Raw genomic sequence first — 21,114 nt, forward strand, 5'->3', positions numbered from 1 at the left:
CATCAACGCCAATCACAAGTCCTCAGAACCCGCCCCAACCAGGGAATAGGGGATATTACATTGAAGGAAAATGAGTGCCGATTTTCTGACCGTCTGGCATATAAACCTGTAGGGGAATCCTAGCATTATCGCTAATAGACTCCAAAGCTACAATAAGCGTATTAACATGGTTTCTCGCCTGCGATCGCGGCTGTGGATTTCCCGCCCTATCTCCAGAAATTGCCGAGTTTTTAATTTGCTGAACATACTCAGAAGTTAACCGGACTGTAATCAAATCACGACTAATGCCATAGTTGCAAATTTTCGGATTTCCGGCACAAGTGCGACTGAGATCCCCCCGTGCTTTTTCCAATCGTGACTCAATTTGAACCTGAGCCTGCACCTGTTGCCATGCTTGATTATAACCTGGTATTAGGGACTGCATTTCCAGGTAATAGGAACTACTCTGAGGAACATTGTTAGCAAAAGAAACCGCCCGACCCCAGGCGCGAGAGGCTTCATTCCAGGCTTCCCTTTCTTCAAAAATGCGGGCTTGGTCGGCATTATTTACAGCTCGGTTATAGGCTTCTAAACCCACCTGTTCAATAGTTTTGCGATCGCGAGAATCTTCTAAGCTGGACTGATAACGAACCAGTAATAATTGAGCCTCCTGGTGAGCCATAGTGCCCGGTGGAATCGATGCCAGAATATTAGTCGCACTTTGCCAGGTATCATAGACCGATTGCCAACTCTCCGCGTGTCTAGCGACCCCCTGACGCGCCCTAGCGACCTGTGCGGTGTTTTTTGCTCTTTCGAGGGTTTGCTGGGCTTCTCGCTCCAATGAGAGCCGCCCACGCACTGTAGCTAAATTGGCACGATATTGAGTTACGCGGGTTTCGGCAAAGGGATAAATGATGCTCTCTGGGGGGACTTTTTGTAGTTGAGCGATCGCATCTTCCCATAACTGCTGCATTTTCTGCCAATCATCCAGAGGGTGGGGGGGATTTTGACTCATTTGCGCCGCCACCCCAGCCATAGTCAAAGCCGTGACCACAGAAGTTAAATTCTGTTGTTCGTGTTGATAATCCCTCAATAGCATCCGCGCCTCCAAATGATGAGGAGACCACCAGGGAATAGTTTCCAGTAATGCGATCGCTCCCACCAACTCCTGACGAGCCAATCCCGGCGCTCTAGCCGTCGGTATAGTTTCGATAGTATTTTGGGATTGTTGAGCCAAACTCCTCGCCTGGTGAATTTCCCGACATTCTCCAATCACACAGGGACGGGTGAGAGTATACAGACAAGCCAAAGCCACCACCACACCCACCCCCATTTGAGGAGACAGCAGAATTTTCCTGAGTAAACCCGGAGATTTCTCAGAGCCACTGTCCGAGTCAACAGTGATAACCACACCTTCGAGATCCTTCGGGTCAAAAGGATTTTCAGCATCATCGATAGCAGTATCATACTCCGACTCATGCTCAAAAGGATTGGGCAAATCAGGGGCTGTAGATGTATCCCTTGTAGTCAGATAATTTCGAGTCAATGATGGTTTTTCTTGAAGGGTTGCCTTCATATTCACTCCTAACGTATAATAGGAAAATTGTTAGATTACCGAGCCATTAATTTAAGCCTAGTTCCCGCTTGAGCAAATTAATCGACTTGCTACCGATATAATTTTCACAGCAGACCAACTGAGGGGGGCGGATAATCTCCTCACGATTAGCGAGTATGGCATCCTTAACAGATTTAACACTAGCCTGATCGCAAATCACCACCTTAGCACCGCGAACAATAGCATTAATTTTATAGTCATCTGGCAGTTGAGCAGTCATAACCAATACATCATCCCCCCGCAGACTGTGAATAATCACCTCCGTGGCTCGTAACAACCCCGAGCTGAGGCTAACAATTCCCAAATAAGTCCCTTTGGGTAACTGTTGAACCAAAGCAATTTCCTTAGCAAAATCATAAATATCAACGGGAATGACCCGCACAGACCTCGGACCCGCTACAGCTTCCGCTTCTCCGATAAAATAGCGACTGGTGACAACAGTTCCCGACGGAACCTGTTCTATGGTTTCTGCTAGTTTTTCAATAGGTACGAGTTGGACGGGAATTTTGAGAGCGACCTCTAACTCCTGAGCCATTAGCTGACCAATACCAATATCTTGGGTGGGGGCTGTGACCAAGACGCGGGCGCTACAACGTAACCGCCAGTCAATTTCGGCTAAAAATAGTTCGCGGGCTTCATTGAGGCTACAGCCTTGGGATAATAAGTTATCTAAACTCTGTTGAATAATTTGGTTAGCTTGTGGGTAATACTGCAAAATGGGGGAACTAGCCCGGGAGGGGCCTTCATGACCCAAGGCTTTGACATAAATTCCTGACCCGGCTTGGGCTTCTACTAAACCATGATCTTCGAGTTGTCGATAAACTTTACTAATGGTATTGCGGTGTAGTCCTGTCTGCATGGCCAGTTGGCGGGTGCTGGGTAAGCGGTGCCCTGGGGGAAACTGGCGAGAAGCTATAGCAAACCGAATTTGGTTAAAAAGTTGATTGGAAGCGGGAATTTCGCTGTCGGGTTGAATGTAAAACTGAACCATAACCAATCTCCAGAGGGTCGGTATGAGCAGACTTGAGCCTGCGGTGGGGTTTGACGGTTAGGGGAACTGTCAGGTTTGATAAATACTATAGTTGGAAAGTTGAACCAGTAAAGCATCATCAGCCCATGAATGATTTTGGGAGTGGCTTTCCTGTGTTACCGAAAATAACTGAATCATGGAATTATGGCAGATTTAGAGATTCGTACCAATCATGTTACCGTTAAAAATGGCGATCTGAATATCGCGGCTTATCTGGCGGAACCCACCCAGGGGGGACCTTATCCGGGTGTGGTGGTGATCCAAGAAATTTTTGGGGTCAATTCCCATATTCGAGATGTTACCGATCGCATTGCTGGGTTAGGATATGTGGCGATCGCTCCTGCTATTTACCAACGCTTGGCTCCTGGTTTTGAGGTCGGTTACACCGACGCAGATCTGCAATTGGGGCGCAAATACAAGGAACAAACTACAGCCCCGGAACTCCTCAGCGATATTCAAGCCACTATTGATTTCCTCAAACAGCGAGATAATGTCAAAAATGCGCCTTTTGGTGCCATTGGCTTCTGTTTTGGTGGTCATGTAACTTATCTGGCTGCTACCCTCCCTGATATTGGCGCGACGGCTTCCTTCTATGGCGCGGGAATTGTTACCGGAACTCCCGGCGGCGGACCGGCTACCGTCACTCGCACTGCCGAAATTAAGGGAACTCTGTATGGCTTCTTTGGTACCGAAGATCCTTTAATCCCTAATTCTGAGGTTGACCAAATTGAGGCGGAACTGCAAAAATGTAAGATTCCCCATCGCATTTTTCGTTACCAAGCTACCCACGGTTTTTTCTGTGAGCAGCGAGATAGCTATAATAAAGATGCGGCTGAAGATGCCTGGAAACAAGTTAGGGAACTTTTCGCTCTTGAACTAACAGGCTCTTAGGAACTTGGGGACGCTTGAGGGGTTGGCGATCGCATATCGCTTAACCCTTTCAATTCCGTCTACTAAATGGCTTCTCATCTTAGGATATCTTAGACTTTTGTTCCCAAAGAGAGCAGCCAAAACTCGGAAATCAAGGGAAAGCGCGAGAACCGGTTAAAGTGTGAATTTGTATTGGGTTGGTTTATTTTATGACGACAGGAAATCAGTCTTTTTCAATTGATGATTTTGCCAAAGCCCTAGAAGCTCATGATTATGATTTACAAAAAGGGCAAATCGTGACAGGTCGGGTATTTGAGTATGATTCTAATGGTGCATATATTGAAATCAAAGGTGGTAAATCACCCGGATTTTTACCCATGTCCGAAATCTCCTTCACAGCAGGGGATAATCTATCGGAGATTTTACCCCTAGGTGAAGAACAAGAGTTTTTGATTATCCGTGACCAAAATTCTGATGGTCAAGTTTTACTGTCTCTGCGACAATTGCAAGTTGAAAAGGCTTGGGATAATTTGTCGGAAACCTCCGAAAATTCCGAAAGTTTACAGGTGCGAGTTACTGGAGTTAATCGCGGCGGCGTAACTGTCGATGTCGATTGTTTGCGGGGATTTATTCCTCGATCGCATCTCCTGGATCGAGAAAATTTAGAGGCTTTGGTCGGCGAAACTATCACCGTGACAATTATCGAGTTTAATCGCGATCGCCAAAAGCTGGTACTGTCTCAACGTATGGCTTCTCAATCCGTTTCCTTTAGTCAGCTTCAAGTTGGTCAACTCGTAGAGGGAACCGTCGGAAGTATTAAGCCTTTTGGCGTGTTTATCGAACTAGAAGGCGTAACTGGGTTGATTCATATTAAGGAAGTTAGCCAAAAATATGTCGGTTCTCTCCCTGATATATTTACCCTTGGTCAAACCGTGAAAGCCTTAGTTATTAGCCTAGAAGAGGGTCGCCAGCGCGTATCTCTCTCCACTCGACTTCTGGAAAATTACCCAGGTGAAATTGTCGAGAAATTCCCCGAAGTGATGGATTCTGCCGAAGCGCGCGCCGAGAGGGCTCGCAAGTTGATTACAGCTTAAATATCCCTGAAAAATCGGGCAGCTTGTAGTTGCCCGAACTAGGTATTAACTGATAAATTGATGGTAATTTATTGATGATTTATGGACTGGGAATTGATGGGGGTGGCACTAAAACTGTTTGTCTGTTAATTGACGATCGCTATCAGGTCTTAGGTAGGGGAGAAGCCGGACCCTCTAATTATCAAAGTCTCGGTTTTTTAGCCGCTGAAATCGCTATTAAAAACGCTATTTCTCAAGCCGTTAGCTATCACCAACCCGGTATTTCTATTGGTAGTTTAGGATTGGGTTTGGCGGGGGTAGGTCGCCCCGAAGATGTCGAAATTGTCCGGGAATTGGTGCAACAAATTCAGTCCGATGAACAACTACAAATTGACTGGAATATTGCACCGGAAAATCTGTTCATTGGCGGCGATAGTCTCATCGCACTGGTGGGGGGGTTAGGTCATAATGTGGGAATTGTCGCTATGGCTGGGACAGGTTCTCAGGTGTTTGGACGTAACCACCACGGGAAGATAAAAAGGGTTGGTGGTTGGGGTTATATTTTGGGTGATGAAGGCGGCGGTTATGATATCGCTGTCCGAGGGTTGCGCGCCGTTATGCGATCGTTTGATGGCCGTTTACCGCCAACTCGCTTGACTCAAGAATTACTCAAGGAACTCGGTTTAAAGTCTCCTGAAAGGCTCATAGAATCCGTTTATAGGCGTGGTTTGGGGGTGCGAGATATGGCAGCATTATCTACTATTATTGACCGCGTGGCAGCCGAGGGAGACCCCGTAGCAGAAACTATCATAAATGATGTGGCTGAGGAATTCATTTTAGCTACTCAAGTGGCGATCGCCGATTTATTTAATCCCGGTGAATTTTGCGAAATTGTAACAGTAGGTGGAATTTGGCGTGGCTGGTCAAATTTACGGTCTCAATTCATCACTGGAATTAATGCGATCGCTCCCCAAGCTGACATAGTATGGCCCCGTCATGAGCCCGCATTCGGAGCCGCATTATTGGCTATGGAATTCAAATAACTTAACCTGAACCTTAGATAGATACAGCCTGTTCAGAAATCATCTGATCACCTCTCAAAGCCCCCTTCGACAAGCTCAGGACAAGCCCTTCGACAAGCTCAGGACAAGCCTCTCCCAGAAGGGACAGGGGTTTGGGGTGTAGACGCGCAGCGGCTTCTCTTTGAGTGGGCTTTACCTCATGAGTCTGAGAACCGCTATATATAGCGATCGTCATTTGGTATAATAGGAGTAAGCCTATAGCCAAAAACGGCACATCTGCACAGTAGAGGCGGAAGCAATTTAATCATACTTACACATTCAACACCTCCCAACTAATTAAACCCATCCCCTCTCAACAGATGACCTATAACTGCTGAATAACCATTAAATTAATGACATCCCAAAAACCACATTTAACATTCTTTCAACTCATCAATATGAGTGTCGGATTTTTCGGCATTCAGTTTGGCTGGGGGTTGCAAATGGCAAATATGAGCGCCATTTTTGAACACCTAGGCGCTCAAGCTCACCAAATCCCCATTTTATGGCTCGCTGCACCCCTAACCGGGCTATTGGTTCAGCCAATTATCGGTCACATGAGTGACAACACTTGGAACTTTTTAGGACGCAGAAGACCTTACTTTTTAGTCGGTGCTATTCTCAGTGCGATCGCCTTAATTTTCATGCCCACTTCCTCCAGTCTGTGGATGGCTGCTGGTCTCTTATGGATACTAGACACCTCCGTTAATATCAGCATGGAACCCTTTAGGGCTTTTGTTGGGGATTTACTACCCGAAAACCAGCGAACGCGAGGCTTTGCTATGCAGAGTTTATTCATTGGTTTAGGGGCCGTAGTGGCTTCCGTATTCCCCTGGTTTTTAAACCATGTTTTTGATGTCTCATCAGTCGGAATAGACGGACAAGCCATTCCCTTAACCGTCAAATTTTCTTTTTATATCGGCGCGGCAGTTTTTTTGGGCACCGTCCTCTGGACTGTCTTAACCACCGAAGAATATCCACCCCAAGATATCGAGAATTTTAACAATCAAAATAAAGGCGGTATTCTCCAAGGCATAAAAGACATTTGGGATGCTTTCCGAGATATGCCAGAAACCATGGTACAATTGTCCTGGGTACAGTGGTTTACCTGGATGGGAATGTATTGTATTTTCCTGTATTTTCCCCCAGCAGTCGCCCGGAATATTTTTGGTGCAGTTGATCAGGATTCGTTATTATATTCTGAGGGGATAGAATGGGCGGGACTTTGTATCGCCGCTTATAATGCCGTCTGTTTTGGGTTCTCGTTTATCTTACCCCAAATAGCCAAATCAACTAATCGCCAAATTGCCCATTCTTTCTGCTTAATATGTGGGGCGGTGGGATTATTTTCTCTGGTGACAATTGATAATCAATACCTCCTATTCCTACCAATGATTGGTATAGGTATTGCTTGGTCTAGTATTCTATCTATGCCTTATGCTATGTTGGTGGGATGTCTACCACCAGACCGCACAGGTATATATATGGGGATTTTCAATTTCTTTATCGTCTTACCACAAATCACCGTCTCTCTCGGATTTGGTTGGGTGATGCGAAATCTCCTGAATAATGACCGCCTATCTGCTGTGATTATTGGTGGTGTATTTTTCCTAATGGCGGCGGCTTTAACTCAGCGGGTACAACCAGCATCAACTATGCTTGAAAGTCCTAAGCAACCTGTCACCCAAGCTGATATTACCTCTACTTAATTGATGGCTGTTTCTCTCGCTGGTGAATCTCTATGAGGCTGGGAATCTACTTTAAAGATGCCGATATGGTTTAATAGGGTTGGGGGTAGTGTTGTTGCTACCCTACAACCATAGACCATTTACCTGGTTCTCAATTATGAAACTCAAAAAAGCGCTTTTAGTAATTAGTATCTGCTGCTGGGGATTACTTTTTCCGGTGTGGAATTGGGGGATAATTCCCCCGGCTGAGGCTGCCAAAACACCCGTAATTATTACCCCCAGCGAGGAAGTTTCCCAGGGTGTTGATCAGTTTATTCACAAGTTGCCCCGCGACTATTATAACATAAATAAAGTCGCCCAGGTCAAAAAACTTTCCCAAAGCGATCGCGCCTTATTTATTGATGTGCGGGAACCCTCCGAATACAGGCAAGGTCACATCCAAGGAGCCATTAATATTCCCCTACGGACTCTCACCGAACGCCTAGACGACATTCCCCATGACCGCCAGGTGGTTATTTACTGCTCAAGTGGCTACCGGACAGGCATTGCCGTAGCTTCCTTACAACTATTAGGCTACAACAATATCAAAGGATTTGCCCCCAGTATCAATGCCTGGAAAGAGGCAGGAGAACCCTTAGAAAAATAGTCCTCAATCCTCTATTTTTTCATCGGAAAACTGCCTCTTATGGAACTATAAGAAGTCATGACTAATCAATAAATTCCTCCGAAAATTGCTCTGGATTTTCGATAGAATCCTGTAGTTGTTGAAGTATTGAGCCAGAATGTACCTCTGGTTGCGGTTGCGGTTGTGGTTCCGGTTGCGGTTGTGGTTCCGGTTGTAGTTCCGGTTGGGGTTGTGGTTCCGGTTCGCGGACACTTTCCGGGGCTAATTCTGGGTTAAATTCCTGTTGTCGTTGGGGTTGTGGTTCCGGTTCGCGGACGCTTTCCGGAGCTGGGGCTGGGGCCGGAGCTGGGGCCGGAGCTGGAGCTGGGGCCGGAGCTGGGGCTGGGGCTGGGGCTGGGGCCGGAGCTGGAGCCTGAATCGGAGCCACCGACTGGCAATTCTCGCTATCGAAATTAAAATCATACTGATAAGCCATGGGGCGACCCTGACCCTCAAAGGGAATATCGGCAATAGCTGCGATCGCCGCATTATCCAAAATCGGATAACCCGTTCCTCTCAATAACCGGGGTCCAGCAATTACGCCACCACCAGAACCAATCATCACCCCAACCAAGGCTTGACCGCTGAGATTTTGGTCACAGGCTTCTGCTGGATATAGTGCCGAGATACTGCGAGGTCGGGTGGTGTCCAAGTCAGGATAATCCGGCAGCATCGACAGCACCCATTCTGCATAGGCTCCCCCACCTTCTAACATGGCATACTGACTATCAGAAACCTGTCCGGTAGGGGTAGATGGTGCAACGGCATCATCAGAAGACGGAGAACCAACAGCCTCGGCACGACGCTGGTTGTCTGCCTCTAGTCTAGCTAATATTGAACCCCGCCCATCAGGTTGTTGTACTTGGGTTTCCGGGGTAAACTCTTGGGTAGGTTCCCCAGAGTCCTGAGATTCCCTAGGTATTCGCGGAGGTTGATTATAGCTAAGGTCATGTTCAGGAAACCGAGGTCTAGGTGGAGGGGCTGGCCACATGGAAAACTGCTCTTCGAGTAATCGTTGTTCCTCCGGTGACAGATGACTAAATCGAGGATTATTTTGTAGTCGCGACAATTGCTCACGGTTTTGGTTTCCGGGAAAACTGGGTTGACCGGGTGGAGTTTGATAAAACTCAATGGGTGGTGGCGGACTAAATTGAGTAGGTGGCGGGGGGGAAGTTTGAACGGGGGGTAAAAATGTACTATTGCTGGGATTGTTGAATATCTGGGGGGGTCCACTGGGGGCGGCACCAAAAGGATTATCCCTCGGTTGTGACAATGTGGAGGGAAAAACGGGAAGTTGTTGGGCTGAGGGAGGAAATGGGGATGGGGTAGGGGCACTACCCCACATGGGTAAAGATGGAGGTTCGGCAAAGGGGGTAAAGGAAAATTGGGGCGGCGGTGCTGGAAAAACCTGGTCAATTTGACTAGGAGATAGTTCCACCAGTTCTACACTGGGGGGTAATTGCACAGTATTTGGATAGAGACGGATATTTTCCAGGTTGAGAGCAAATAAGGCGTGTAGACCAAGGGATGCAAGCACAGCAACCGTGGTGGGTTGACGGACGAGTGAGGGAATGTAAGAAATGGCGGAAGTGGTAGCAGTCATGGTCAAACCTGTTGTTAAATCCAAATCAATATCGGGAGCTGTTGCTGTACTCGATCGCTTTTACTGTTTTAGCACGATTAGTTTTAATCGTGGGGTCTTAATTAATCTTTAATCTGTGGTTTTGTCTAACACAACTGTGGAATATCCAATTACAATAGAAATGCGATCGCGCATAGAAGCAAGTCGCTCCCTGGTGGTAGCACTATGACGCGAGGCTTTCAGAAATCTTAGGTCTAACCCCAACAATCGCATCTGCTTATGGGTTTCTGTGATGTAGGACTGAAGTTGCGCCAGGCTGTCACTATCGCCTAGCTGCATAATCCGACTCTCAAACACCCTCTGAACCTCGCCAAAGGCTTCAGTCATCTGATTTACATCGGATTGGTCAGAAACCATGGTTTTTTGGAGTCTTTCCAAAGATTGCCTGAATTCTGTGATCGCTTTATGGAACTCCTTTGTTAACATAATGTTAAGAAGTTTGTCTATTATTTAACCATCATAGACAAAAATTGTACCTAAGCGCGACTGGGCTCACCCCAGGTTAATCTGGGTTAAATCTGGGTTAATGGTGATCCCTATGCAATTAGCATCCAATTGGGTTAATTGTTATGGTTCTGAGATATGGGCGATCGCCCTATAGGAGAATACAGGGATATGTGGGGAATATCTGGGGGATAAGTTAGGATATTTCCCAAAGCCTGAAAATATCCCGTACAAAGGTGCGATCGCACGGCAATCACCCAGGTAACAGCCCCTGTGTGCAAGTGTGAATCGCTAACCTAATAGTAGCATCGCCGCCGGGGTTGTGGAGACTCCAGCGGTTCAATGATCAATTATTTTTTTCACACTGACTGCTGTTAGTCAGGAGAAAGCCCTATTTTACTCTGGGTCCGTCGTCCCACATATTTTGTATCGAAAACTACAGAGTCATCAAGTATCTGTAATTGAATAGGCCTAAATACCATGAACATCAAAACTCTATCATCCTCAAACACCTACGAATGCTTAGTGCCTGACTGGCTACAACATTGTCTGGACAACTCCCAAAGCCTGGAGTCATCAGATACCCCGTCATTTTCTCCAGACAATGATCTGATCTCGCGGGCTTTCCTATTTGCTTATCAACTGCATAAGGGACAATACCGCAAATCGGGGGAACCCTATATTAACCATCCCATTGCTGTAGCAGGTCTACTGCGATTTTTAGGTAGTGATACCGCTATGGTGGCGGCGGGGTTTCTACATGACATCATCGAAGATACTGATGTCACTCCGGAAGAATTAGAAAGCAACTTCGGACCGGAAGTCCGCCATTTAGTGGAAGGTGTGACCAAACTATCTAAGTTTAACTTTTCTAATACCACAGAACGCCAAGCTGAGAACTTCCGGCGGATGTTTCTGGCTATGGCTCAAGATATTCGAGTGATTGTGGTTAAACTAGCCGATCGCCTCCATAATATGCGAACTCTGGAATTTATGTCAGAATCGAAACAGCGAAGTATTGCTTTAGAAACGCGCGAAATTTTTGCCCCGTTGGCTAACCGTTTGGGTATCGGTCGTTTGAAGTGGGAATTGGAAGATTTAGCTTTTAAATATATAGAACCGGAAGCCTACCGAGAAATTCAAATCCGGGTAGCTGACCGCAGGGCTATTCGGGAAGAAAAACTAGCAGCCTTAGCGGATATTTTACGCGATCGCATGGAAAAATCTGGGATCCGATGTTATGAAGTAACAGGTCGTCCCAAGCACCTTTATGGCATCTACAAAAAGATGCAAGAACGCCACAAGCAGTTTCATGAAATTTATGATATTGCTGCCCTGCGCTTAATCGTAGAAACTAATGAGGAATGTTATCGGGCTTTAGCGATCGTTCATGATTCTTTCCGCCCCATTCCCGGACGTTTTAAAGATTATATCGGACTGCCAAAAGCTAACCGTTATCAGTCTCTACACACGGGAGTTATTGGGAACACTGGTCGCCCGGTAGAAGTGCAAATTCGCACGGTAGAAATGCACCATATAGCGGAATATGGAATTGCTGCCCATTGGAAATATAAGGAAACTGGCGGTTCAGAATTTGGCAAATTAACAGAAACCGATGAGAAGTTTACCTGGTTGCGGCAACTACTAGAATGGCAAAGCGATCTCAAAGATGCTCAGGAATATTTAGATACTGTTAAAAACAACCTTTTTGATGAGGATGTTTATGTATTCACCCCTGATGGTGATGTGATGGCTTTAAGCAATGGTGCCACTACGGTAGATTTTGCCTATCGGGTGCATAGTGAAGTGGGTAATCATTGCAAAGGTGCGAAGGTGAATGAACGGATGGTTCCCCTAGATACGGTGTTAAAAAATGGGGATATTGTGGAGATTTTAACCAATAAAAATAGCCATCCTAGTTTAGACTGGTTGAATTTTGTCAGAACTAGCACGGCTAAAAATCGGATCCGTCAATGGTATAAGCGATCGCATCGTGATGAAAATATCGCCAGAGGTCGGGAACTTTTAGAGAAAGAAATGGGTCGCAATGGTTTAGAATCTTTACTGAAATCCGCGCCAATGCAGACAGTAGTTCATCGCTGCAATTATCACAGTGTTGATGATTTATTAGCTGCTTTGGGTTATGGAGAAATTACCCTTAAACAGGTGGTGCATCGACTCCGGGATGTGGTGAAAGCTAATAGTCCGGTTCCAGAAGTTTCGATGGAACAGGCGGCTAATAACCTACAAATGCAGAATTTAGCCCCTAGAAATACATTACATGGGTCTGTACCTACTTCTACATCTACTAGCAAATCTCCGATCGCGGGGGTTGAGGGGTTAATGTACCATATCGCGGGATGCTGTAATCCGATTCCTGGAGAGCCAATTATTGGGACTGTGACCCGGACTCGTGGGATTTCCATTCACCGCCAAGGCTGCCATAATGTTAGCAAGGTTAGTGGCGATCGCCTAGTTCCAGTTAGTTGGAATCCTACCCCCATTGACCAAGGACGACGGAAAACTTATCTGGTGAAAATTCAGATTGAGGTATTAGACCGGGTGGGGGTACTCAATGACATTTTATCTCGACTGAAAGACAACAATATCAACGTTCGTAGCGCTCAGGTTAAGACCTTTCGCGACGCTCCGGCTTTGATAGAGTTGGGTATCGAAATATGCGATCGCAATCAATTTGAGCAAACCTGTCTACAAATTAAAAACATCAGTGATGTTCTCAACTTGCGTCGCATGAACCGAGGCGATCAAAGCTAGGCTAAATTCGCCAATCTACAGAGGTGAGGGCGGCTTCCCACATTAAATGGGCGACTTCTGGGCGAGCAATATCGCTATGAGCGCCCTGGGAACCGCTACCCTCGCGGATAAATTCATCGGCGTTGATATTATAAATGGCTCCGGGAACTAAGGGATAATGGGCATCTATGGGTAACATATCGCAATTAACTGCTCGGAATTCGTGATCACCACTAGCCCCAAATGCTCCTAAAGCTCCATATTTAGGCAGGTTGTCGGTTGAGTAGAAACTAATCGATCGCCTGATTAAACTCGCAGCGGAAGCCCCTAGCGGATACCATTTACCTAGGGCGGTGTCCCATTTCGAGTGAGTAATAGCGATCGGACCTTTGACCAGGCTGTTGGTGATGATACCATGAAAATAACCCGGCACTCCTGGACTCAGGGGAATATCAGGAGAATAGGACCAGTGAGATAACGCCCCCTGTACCAGCAACAGGGAGTTAATGGGGTGGTGATTTCTCAAGTCGGTTCCCGACCCCGCCAAAGCCCCAGAAACGACGATACAGCCAAAACTATGACCCATGAGATGGAAACGCAGGCGATCGCCTCCCGCTTGTTGTAGTTGGGCTAACAGGTGAAAAGCGGCATTTTCCCCAAACTCCCGGGCGCGGTCTTTCATTTTCCAAAAGGAGAGGGTTCGCAACGGCGCTAGAAGTCCCCCCCAACTAAATCCGCTAAAACTGAGGGCTTCGGTTCTGGCGGCGGCAAAGGTAATTTCTGGATCAAAGGGATCGCGATCGGCACTGGGGGCGGCGGCAATGCCTATGGCTTGTAAACCAGCTTCGCGGTCTAATATTCGATAAGCATTGAGAACGTCTATAGGCAGGGTTTCTGGGGCTATATTTTCAGTGGCGGCATTAAAAATCACTTCTAGGGCGCATCTGGCGGCGGGGGTGTCGGCAATATTTTCCGCATAGCGATCGACCATTTCATCAACTACAGATAATCGCTGATTTTCCAGGTTCTCTTGGGGGGAATTATTCAAATTCATCGATAGGGGGGATTCTCCTAATTCATAATCTCCCCAAGGCATACTAGGCCAGTGTAAACCAATGGCTAGGGGATAAAATCCCGGTTGTACTTGCTGAAAACGTGCTTGATCATCTTTCTGCTGAATAACTGCTTCTATCCATCTTGTATACTGTCTCCGGGAGGCGGGAATATCACTTAACCAACCGTGGCTAAACAAAAATACATCGGTAACGGGTTGTTGCTGAATGACTTGTAAAACTCGTTCACTCATGAGACCGTCCGGGTCGTCAGTGCGTTCGTTTCCGTCTTTATCAAAGGCAATTAGATAATAGATAAAATCGCTGTTAGGGATAGTTTCAATGGGCATTTAATTTAAGAGGTGCTTATCATAATTAATCATAGCAAATCGGTTAATGATTTGGCAATATCGATAAATGGGCGGTTAGGGGTCAGCAGGGGAACCGGACGGATTAGAGATAGGCTTGATTACTTTCGATTATCTATCCCCCGGATTTTTTAAGCATCTGTAGCCCTATCTAAAACCAGGAAAAGGCTGTGGCTGCATCAACTAACCACAGCCCCTAGGTGATTAACTGGCTGGGGATTTTTTAATTATTTGTAATCCTGTGGGTAAACGCAGCATTTGTAAACCGATATTTACCCGGGTAGGATTATAATCTAAGTTGGTATTTTCTAGGTTAGCCCCTGATAAATTCGCCCCTTCTAATTGGGCGGCTGAGAGATTGGCGGCTGTTAAATTCGCCCAAGTTAAATTAGCATAGTTTAAGTTTGCACGGCTGAGGTTAATATGAATAGCTTGACAGTGACTGAAATTCGCACCTACTAAGCTAGTTTTATAGAAGTTCGCCCCTTCTAAATAGGCGGCGGTGAAATTAGTGCGATCGCATTTACTACGGCTAAAGTTAGCGTTAAACAAGCAAGCATAACTCAAATCACTGTCTTGTAACTCACAATTAGCCAGGACTAAGTGACTTAAATCTAACCCTCGCAAATCCACGCCTTCCACAATTAGATTATTGAATCGGCGTTCTCCCCCCTGTAAGCGATTAATAAACTCGCTGCTACTGATGGGATTTTTTACGGGTTCAATGTCGTCAATTTCGGAGATATCAATATCGGCAGATTGGGATTTTTTGCCACTATTAAATAATTCATTCAGCCAGTTAAACATTGGTTTATCCTCCATGGTATCAATACTCTACTGAACCCCAGAATTGGGGAACTTGACGGGTGACGTTTTCTCGCAGTCGGGGAATTAAGAGCATCACAGTGATATAAAGGTCTTCAATTCCAGTGATTAAAGTGATTAGCTTCAAATCAGGATTAGGATAGCGACTGAGTTGATTTTGCAGAGCTTGCGGGCGCAGATATTCCTGTAAGTAAGACAAACCGTAACGCACATCATTAACTTGCTTAATTAAGGTCAAATAACAAGAGGCAAAACCTTCCTCAAATCCCGGTTCTGGAGCATCGGGATGATTCCTGGCGATCGCAGTTAAACGCTCCAGAAATTCGATAGTTTCAGTCAAGCTATCCAGCAACTCAAAACGCTGCTTTGAGTCGGGTTGATTGCCATTTTTAATGTTTTCACCAAAATCTGATATCAAGGCGCTTAAACTGTTAAATAAGCCTGGTAGAGATGATTCTATATGGTCTAGGTCGGACAATAATGCGCGGGCTTGTTTGGGGGATGTCAGTTGTCGTTGATAAGCTAACCTGGCGATTTCTTGCAATTGGGGGAGAGATTCACAGCGCCCAGTTTTGCGGTAGTTTTCCAAGAACCTGATCAGCAGAATGCGATCGCTAATTTCAGCGGGGAAAATGTCGGGTTTATTCTCAATGGGAGTAAGATGAGAATTGTTCAGATTACGATTAGGTTGTTGCATGGGAATCACTTTCATGGTTGCTAAGGATTTGAGCCAATGGCGGTGGGATAGTCTGTGAAAATATCCTGGTAAATTGAGATAGTAGAAAAGCACCCTAATTTGGCTGGTTATTTTTGGGGGGAATTATCCGGCAAATCTGCACCACTAATAAGATATTCGAGATAGGCTTCTATGGCTTCTCCCACTGCATCATCCCGCGACATAATCACATCCTCGCGGCGGGCGTGGGCGAGAGTCATCCAACAGGCGGCGGTGCTACTGACCACGGACAAAACCATCCAACCGAGGGAAATTCCCAACCCCGCAATATCAAAGCGCATGACTTTATAGGTGAGGTTTAACATGGCTAACCGGATGATTTCAGTGCCAGAGATTAGCTGATAATTATCATCAAAATGTCGGTCAAATAATTGGGGCATTTGTTGAGCCACAAATAGGACATCATCGCCGATGTGATGACGCTTGGCTAATTTATTTGCCCAGTCCTGCTGTGCTTGTTGTTTGATGGCGATCGCCTCTTGTTGTAGCCGCAACATCCGCTGTTCTACGGGCAGATTTTCCGTGGGAACCGTCCGCCAATTGCGATCGCGATCGGCCCAGGAGCCGTATAATTTGACATATAAAGTATCCCAATTAGGATGATTGCGGGACGTGCTTTGAAACTCTTGCCGTAACTTTTGGTACTCTTCGCGCGCGCTTTCATAGGCGGGAGTTGTAGCCGGAATATCCGCCAAATTCTGAGTTTGTGTCTCGATGATTTCCAGGGCTTTTAAACTGCTAAGTTCCGGGCGATTATTGAGGGCTTCGCTACCTATTGCCGCCGCCAGAGATTGCAAGATTGACATAGCGATCATTGCCGCCGCCCCGGCTTTTGCCCAGTCCTGGTTGCCCCGTTTTCGTCCCGCCACAGCAGTACCATTTTCGTTAGTGAAACGCACCAGTAACAGGTTCAGCATTGGGCTAAAAATGAAAGCCAAAACGCCAAATTCCTTTAAAGCAAAAAACAAAATTGGTTGATTGGTTATGGCATTAACCAGACTAGCAGTGCTAATTACCCCCGCCGTGAGTTGGGAGTGTTCGACCAGTTCATTAGTGACCCATTTTTTGCCATAGAATTGTTTGGGATTTGCCCAAATGAAACCTAGGAGAAATAAGCCGATCTTCTTTGGAGTCTGTTGGGAATTATTAGCTTGGGGGCGAGGTTCTAACAGTTCTGGGTGCAGTTCCCGTAAAGTTTCGGCTGCCTTTTTTGCCTCTTGTTGAGGTTCGGGAATAGCAAAGGATTCAAAAGGTTGACTCATGGTGGGTGTTTTTTTGCTAAGATGGGCGAAATAGCCCCCCCGTGATTCAGCAAGGGGGACTCCAAATACTTATCAGTCCAATGACACTGAATTTATACAGTGATAGTCAATTCAGTTTCATCAACAGCCATTTCAGAACATTTCGCCAATCGACTTGAACCCTATGTGCAGCCGCACCTTCATGATTTAATTATCGGTTGGGGCGGGTTTATTAATATCCCGGTGGCGATGCAAAATTGACAGCAGAACCCGCCCCTACAATTATCAATTGTCCGGTGGGGCGGGTTTATTAATATCCTGGTGGCGATGCAAAATTGACGGCGCTGGGGCGGGTTTATTAATATCCCGGTGGCGATGCAAAATTGACAGCAGAACCCGCCCCTACAATTATCAATTGTCCGGTGGGGCGGGTTTATTAATATCCCGGTGGCGATGCAAAATTGACAGCAGAACCCGCCCCTACAATTATCAATTGTCCGGTGGGGCGGGTTTATTAATATCCTGGTGGCGATGCAAAATTGACGGCGGTGGGGCGGGTTTATTAATATCCCGGTGGCGATGCAAAATTGACAGCAGAACCCGCCCCTACAATTATCAATTGTCCGGTGGGGCGGGTTTATTAATATCCTGGTGGCGATGCAAAATTGACGGCGGAACCCGCCCCTACGCGGTGGCTTTGTTCAAAATGAGATTACCAAACTAACCTAGCTTAACAGTTGAATGTTAGAGAAGGTAAAGCGATCGCTCCGATCGCTTTCTGGGTTGTGGATAATCCGCTCACTGAGGATTTGATACTTGCCTACTGGGGTATAGGAATCTTCAAAATCGCTTTTTTCCCCCTTCTGTGCCCCCGTTTTGGGGTCATGATAAACAGAATCATAACGGTGGGAAAGATAACCCTCCGGCGTTTGGTGGCTGCTGTGGGTGTAGATCGTCACTACCACCCCGTGAATGTGACGATGCACCATGCAAACCTCATTATTGCGGAGTTGGTAGCGATCGCCTTCCCCCTTGCCGCCGATAATGATTTCTACCGCCCCCGTTTCGTCCGTTTCGCCATAGCTAAACGTATTTTCTCCATGCACCGCCTCAAAATCTCGACGTACCCGGTGGATCGCCGTTTCCCACAGTTGCCCATGGATAGCCTTTTGCGCCGCCTCGTCAGCAACATCTAGCACTTCTGCCTTCATATCCGACCCGACCTTCGCCCGACCATGAATCACCTGGCCATCATGTTCGTAGGTGACATCAGCAGTGTAGCCTGGGAAATCCGCATCCCAGGTGTAACGATTTTCATAAGCAGCGCGGAAAAGTTCGCGAGCAGAAACTTGTGTAGCCGTCATAAATACTCCGAGTGTGAAGATGAACAATTATCAATTAGTATAAACCATTACAAGCAGATCGCCTTGGTGGGGCATTGCGCCCTGGCGATAGGGTTTCCCTCCCATTCCCGGTTTTCTTCTCAACCCCTGTCTGGTAACGGTCATTCATTCACGCCAAAACTACCTCCCCCGCTACAGTTTCCGGCAGGGGGGTCACAAACCAGGAGTCAGAAACGGGGTTGTATTTCTATTTGAGAGATTCGCCCATGAGGGTAAAAGCTGCCCAATGTTTGGGTTGAGGATATTCTTCCATAGTGGTCAACATGGCTTGTCGTAAAGCCACAGCCCGATCGCCTTTTTGGGGTAGAAGTCGATAAAATTCCTGCATTAATTTGGCGGTGGGTGCATCCTCTGCTTGCCATAGAGAGACAATCACACTTTCAGCCCCGGCACCAATAAAGGCACGAGATAATCCGATGATACCATCACCTGTAATTCTGCCGCCACCTGTGTTACAAGCACTTAAAACCACTAAGGAAGCTGTTAAATTCAATCCCATGATTTCCTCAGAAGTGAGAAACCCCCGATCGCCATAACTTGGAGTTAGTGCGATCGCCCCTAAAACACCCCCAGACTCGCTAAAATCATCCAGTAACCCGTGGGTTGCCAAATGCACGATCGCCGCCGAATTAATGCGTTCCAAAACCTCTGATTTCGTCGCTGCACTACCAATTAACGCTTCTGTATTCAACATAGAGGCGATGGCGATCGCTTCGGCTTCTGCACCGGGTAAATTAGCTAATCTCTTGGGTTCTTCTCCCGGTTCTATAGACAATTTCGGCATCACTGGATTTCCCACCACTAGAGCATTGGCGGGGTTATTTGTCCTGTTAATTCTCCGGTTTTCTGCCAGTTGGCGAGTCAATTGTAACACCTGAATGGCTGGGGCGGTTAGAATAGTATGGTTGAAAATTAAATAGCGATCGCTTTCATCGATTAACGCCGGAAACGGCACAAACAATAACTCCTGGTGGGGGATAAATATCACCTTATCTTCTGGATTTTGCGGCAGTAAATCGGCAATCGGTTTTATCAGTAAATCGTGCAATTTTTGCAAGTGACTATTTCTGAGATTGCGGGTAGAAATGCTGGGCAGAGTTTCCGTGATTCCCTGGCGAGTTCCCCGCACCAAAGCCGTTAATAAACCTTCCGCTTCCGAGTCCGTACCCTCCGCCAAAAAAGGCACTAAAGTCTCCCTAAACGTTTCTAATTGGCTTAAATTTACTTCCCGAAAAGTGATGTTTCCCGTCGGCTGCACCACCCAAATAAATAAAGCGGAATTGTTGCCGAAATTATCACTAATAATCGAATATTGAACTAGGGTAGCATTTTGCTGTCCTGCCACTTTTTGAATGTCGGAAATCCTCATAGGCGGATTATTTTGCCGGTCATATTCTTGCACCGCTTCAGGAGATAGTTGTTGGGCGATTAATTCCAGGAAAGCACGGGCGCGACCTCTCTCGGCAATTTCTAAGGCGATTTCCGGTTTATTTTCGCTAATTAATGCTTTTTGTAGTATACTATAACTAGACCGATATTTATCAAAAATCGAGACTTTATTGGCATCGCTCAAGCCGGGTCGCAGAGATTCTAATGCGTCAATTGCCGCGTATAAGGTTTGGGTAGCTTCCGCGATTTTTCCAGCTTCAAATAAAGCGACACCTTTATTGTTTAGGGTGACAGCAATTCCGGCTGTATTCCGTAAATTTCGCCGAATTTCTAAGGCGCGATCGTAGAATTCTATGGCTTGGGAATAGTCCCCCATTAATCGATGAACTGAACCGATATTATTCAAGGCTTGACTCTGGGCATCTTCTTCACCGATCGCCCTCATAATTTCTAATCCTTGGTTGTACAATTGCAACGATTGGGAATAGTTGGCTAATTTCTCATAAGCCGCCCCCATATTTAACAGGGTTTGACCAACCCCGACAGCATCTCCGATTTCCGAGGCGATCGCTAACCCTTTCCCATAGAATTCTAACGCTTGGGAATAGTCCCCCATAGCATGATAAACCGCCCCCATATTAGCGAGAGTAATTCCCACCGCAAAATCATCATCTTCTTGTGCAAATAGCGCCCCGGCTTGTTGAAAATAAATCAGGGCTTTTTGAGGTTGTCCTAAAGCTCGATAAATTTGCCCCATATTATTAAAAATAACAGCCGATCCATAGGATTCTTCTGCTGGCAAAACTGCCAAGGCTTGCTCATAAAAATTGATGGCTTGGGGATAGTTAGCTTGGGAGGAAGAAAGCGCCCCCAAATTAATCAGAGTTTGGCTAATTCCCTGTCGGTCGTTAAGATTTTGGCGAATAGTTAAAGCCTCGTTTAAAAAATGCCCAGCCTGGGGATAATTGCCCAAATTGCGATAGACAACACCGATATCATTTAAAATCAACGCTTCTAGTTGGCGATCGCCTTCCACCCGCACCTTATGCAAAGCGCGATCGAAGGTTATCAACGCTTCTTTCAACTCACCGCCAGCGACCTGTTTATCTCCGATTTCATGCAATTGAATCGCCTCAATGACCAGATCTTCTCCCCTTTCTTGTGCCAAAACTGGCAACCCTGTTACCGGAAACCAAAGAAATTTGATAAACTCAATTTTACCCAGAGTCATAAACGCAATCAGAAACAGACAGGATGAAATGTTTTTTAGAGGCATTTTA

The 21,114-nt window shown here is 46.3% G+C and carries 18 protein-coding genes; 7 read left to right on the forward strand and 11 right to left on the reverse strand.

Annotated features, from left to right (window positions below; genetic code table 11):
• Positions 1–55: 55 nt before the first annotated feature.
• Together N39L_RS08645 and N39L_RS08650 are read right to left on the reverse strand one after the other, a co-directional pair.
• On the reverse strand, positions 56–1,555 hold the full coding sequence (locus tag N39L_RS08645) for a hypothetical protein (RefSeq protein WP_014274950.1): 1,500 nt from the start codon (positions 1,553–1,555) through the stop codon (positions 56–58).
• A 46-nt stretch (positions 1,556–1,601) separates the two neighbouring features.
• A complete protein-coding gene (locus tag N39L_RS08650) occupies positions 1,602–2,585 on the reverse strand; it encodes a GntR family transcriptional regulator (RefSeq protein WP_006617550.1) in 984 nt (327 codons plus the stop codon).
• 183 nt (positions 2,586–2,768) lie between these two features.
• On the opposite strand from N39L_RS08650, the gene N39L_RS08655 reads away from it, so the two are divergent.
• The 5 genes from N39L_RS08655 (at position 2,769) to N39L_RS08675 (ending at position 7,962) form a co-directional block, all read left to right on the forward strand.
• Positions 2,769–3,515, forward strand: a complete 747-nt coding sequence (locus N39L_RS08655) for a dienelactone hydrolase family protein (RefSeq protein ID WP_014274951.1) — start codon at positions 2,769–2,771, stop codon at positions 3,513–3,515.
• 188 nt (positions 3,516–3,703) lie between these two features.
• Positions 3,704–4,588: a S1 RNA-binding domain-containing protein gene (locus N39L_RS08660; protein ID WP_006617548.1), complete on the forward strand. Its 885-nt coding sequence runs from the start codon at positions 3,704–3,706 to the stop codon at positions 4,586–4,588.
• Positions 4,589–4,662: 74 nt separating this feature from the next.
• Positions 4,663–5,610: an N-acetylglucosamine kinase gene (locus N39L_RS08665; protein WP_014274952.1), complete on the forward strand. Its 948-nt coding sequence runs from the start codon at positions 4,663–4,665 to the stop codon at positions 5,608–5,610.
• Between the two features lie 371 nt (positions 5,611–5,981).
• Positions 5,982–7,337, forward strand: a complete 1,356-nt coding sequence (locus N39L_RS08670) for an MFS transporter (protein ID WP_014274954.1) — start codon at positions 5,982–5,984, stop codon at positions 7,335–7,337.
• Positions 7,338–7,473: 136 nt separating this feature from the next.
• The gene (locus tag N39L_RS08675) at positions 7,474–7,962 is read left to right on the forward strand and encodes a rhodanese-like domain-containing protein (RefSeq protein WP_006617545.1); all 489 of its coding nucleotides are present in this window, start codon (positions 7,474–7,476) and stop codon (positions 7,960–7,962) included.
• Between the two features lie 61 nt (positions 7,963–8,023).
• Here the strand turns inward: N39L_RS08675 and N39L_RS08680 are convergent, their stop codons facing one another.
• The 3 genes from N39L_RS08680 to N39L_RS08690 form a co-directional block, all read right to left on the reverse strand.
• On the reverse strand, positions 8,024–9,583 hold the full coding sequence (locus N39L_RS08680) for an energy transducer TonB (protein ID WP_014274955.1): 1,560 nt from the start codon (positions 9,581–9,583) through the stop codon (positions 8,024–8,026).
• Positions 9,584–9,691: 108 nt separating this feature from the next.
• Positions 9,692–10,048, reverse strand: coding sequence for a heterocyst frequency control protein PatD (gene patD, locus N39L_RS08685; protein WP_014274956.1), 357 nt, complete (start codon positions 10,046–10,048; stop codon positions 9,692–9,694).
• Positions 10,049–10,182: 134 nt separating this feature from the next.
• Complete coding sequence (locus tag N39L_RS08690) at positions 10,183–10,347, reverse strand: hypothetical protein (protein ID WP_157888682.1); 165 nt, start codon at positions 10,345–10,347, stop codon at positions 10,183–10,185.
• A gap of 199 nt (positions 10,348–10,546) precedes the next feature.
• Here N39L_RS08690 and N39L_RS08695 point away from each other — a divergent pair, with 199 nt between their 5' ends.
• Positions 10,547–12,841 carry a RelA/SpoT family protein gene (locus N39L_RS08695; protein WP_006617021.1) on the forward strand — a complete coding sequence of 765 codons (2,295 nt, stop codon included), beginning with the start codon at positions 10,547–10,549 and terminating at the stop codon, positions 12,839–12,841.
• A gap of 1 nt (position 12,842) precedes the next feature.
• On the opposite strand, the gene N39L_RS08700 is transcribed toward N39L_RS08695, so the two are convergent.
• The 4 genes from N39L_RS08700 to N39L_RS08715 form a co-directional block, all read right to left on the reverse strand.
• On the reverse strand, positions 12,843–14,222 hold the full coding sequence (locus N39L_RS08700; RefSeq protein ID WP_006617020.1) for a hypothetical protein: 1,380 nt from the start codon (positions 14,220–14,222) through the stop codon (positions 12,843–12,845).
• 222 nt (positions 14,223–14,444) lie between these two features.
• Positions 14,445–15,047: a pentapeptide repeat-containing protein gene (locus N39L_RS08705; RefSeq protein ID WP_231852136.1), complete on the reverse strand. Its 603-nt coding sequence runs from the start codon at positions 15,045–15,047 to the stop codon at positions 14,445–14,447.
• Between the two features lie 19 nt (positions 15,048–15,066).
• On the reverse strand, positions 15,067–15,855 hold the full coding sequence (locus tag N39L_RS08710; protein ID WP_014274957.1) for a hypothetical protein: 789 nt from the start codon (positions 15,853–15,855) through the stop codon (positions 15,067–15,069).
• A gap of 14 nt (positions 15,856–15,869) precedes the next feature.
• Entirely contained in the window at positions 15,870–17,063 is a 1,194-nt protein-coding gene (locus N39L_RS08715) for a hypothetical protein (protein ID WP_014274958.1), read from the reverse strand.
• Between the two features lie 268 nt (positions 17,064–17,331).
• Between N39L_RS08715 and N39L_RS08720 the strand changes: the two genes are divergently transcribed.
• Complete coding sequence (locus N39L_RS08720; protein ID WP_014274959.1) at positions 17,332–17,766, forward strand: hypothetical protein; 435 nt, start codon at positions 17,332–17,334, stop codon at positions 17,764–17,766.
• 1 nt (position 17,767) lies between these two features.
• Here the strand turns inward: N39L_RS08720 and N39L_RS08725 are convergent, their stop codons facing one another.
• Together N39L_RS08725 and N39L_RS08730 are read right to left on the reverse strand one after the other, a co-directional pair.
• Complete coding sequence (locus N39L_RS08725) at positions 17,768–18,406, reverse strand: DUF3386 domain-containing protein (RefSeq protein ID WP_006617228.1); 639 nt, start codon at positions 18,404–18,406, stop codon at positions 17,768–17,770.
• Positions 18,407–18,632: 226 nt separating this feature from the next.
• Positions 18,633–21,110 carry a CHAT domain-containing protein gene (locus N39L_RS08730; protein ID WP_043468165.1) on the reverse strand — a complete coding sequence of 826 codons (2,478 nt, stop codon included), beginning with the start codon at positions 21,108–21,110 and terminating at the stop codon, positions 18,633–18,635.
• Positions 21,111–21,114 lie beyond the last annotated feature (4 nt).

Source organism: Limnospira platensis NIES-39 (assembly GCF_026000695.1).
Lineage (GTDB): Bacteria > Cyanobacteriota > Cyanobacteriia > Cyanobacteriales > Microcoleaceae > Limnospira > Limnospira platensis.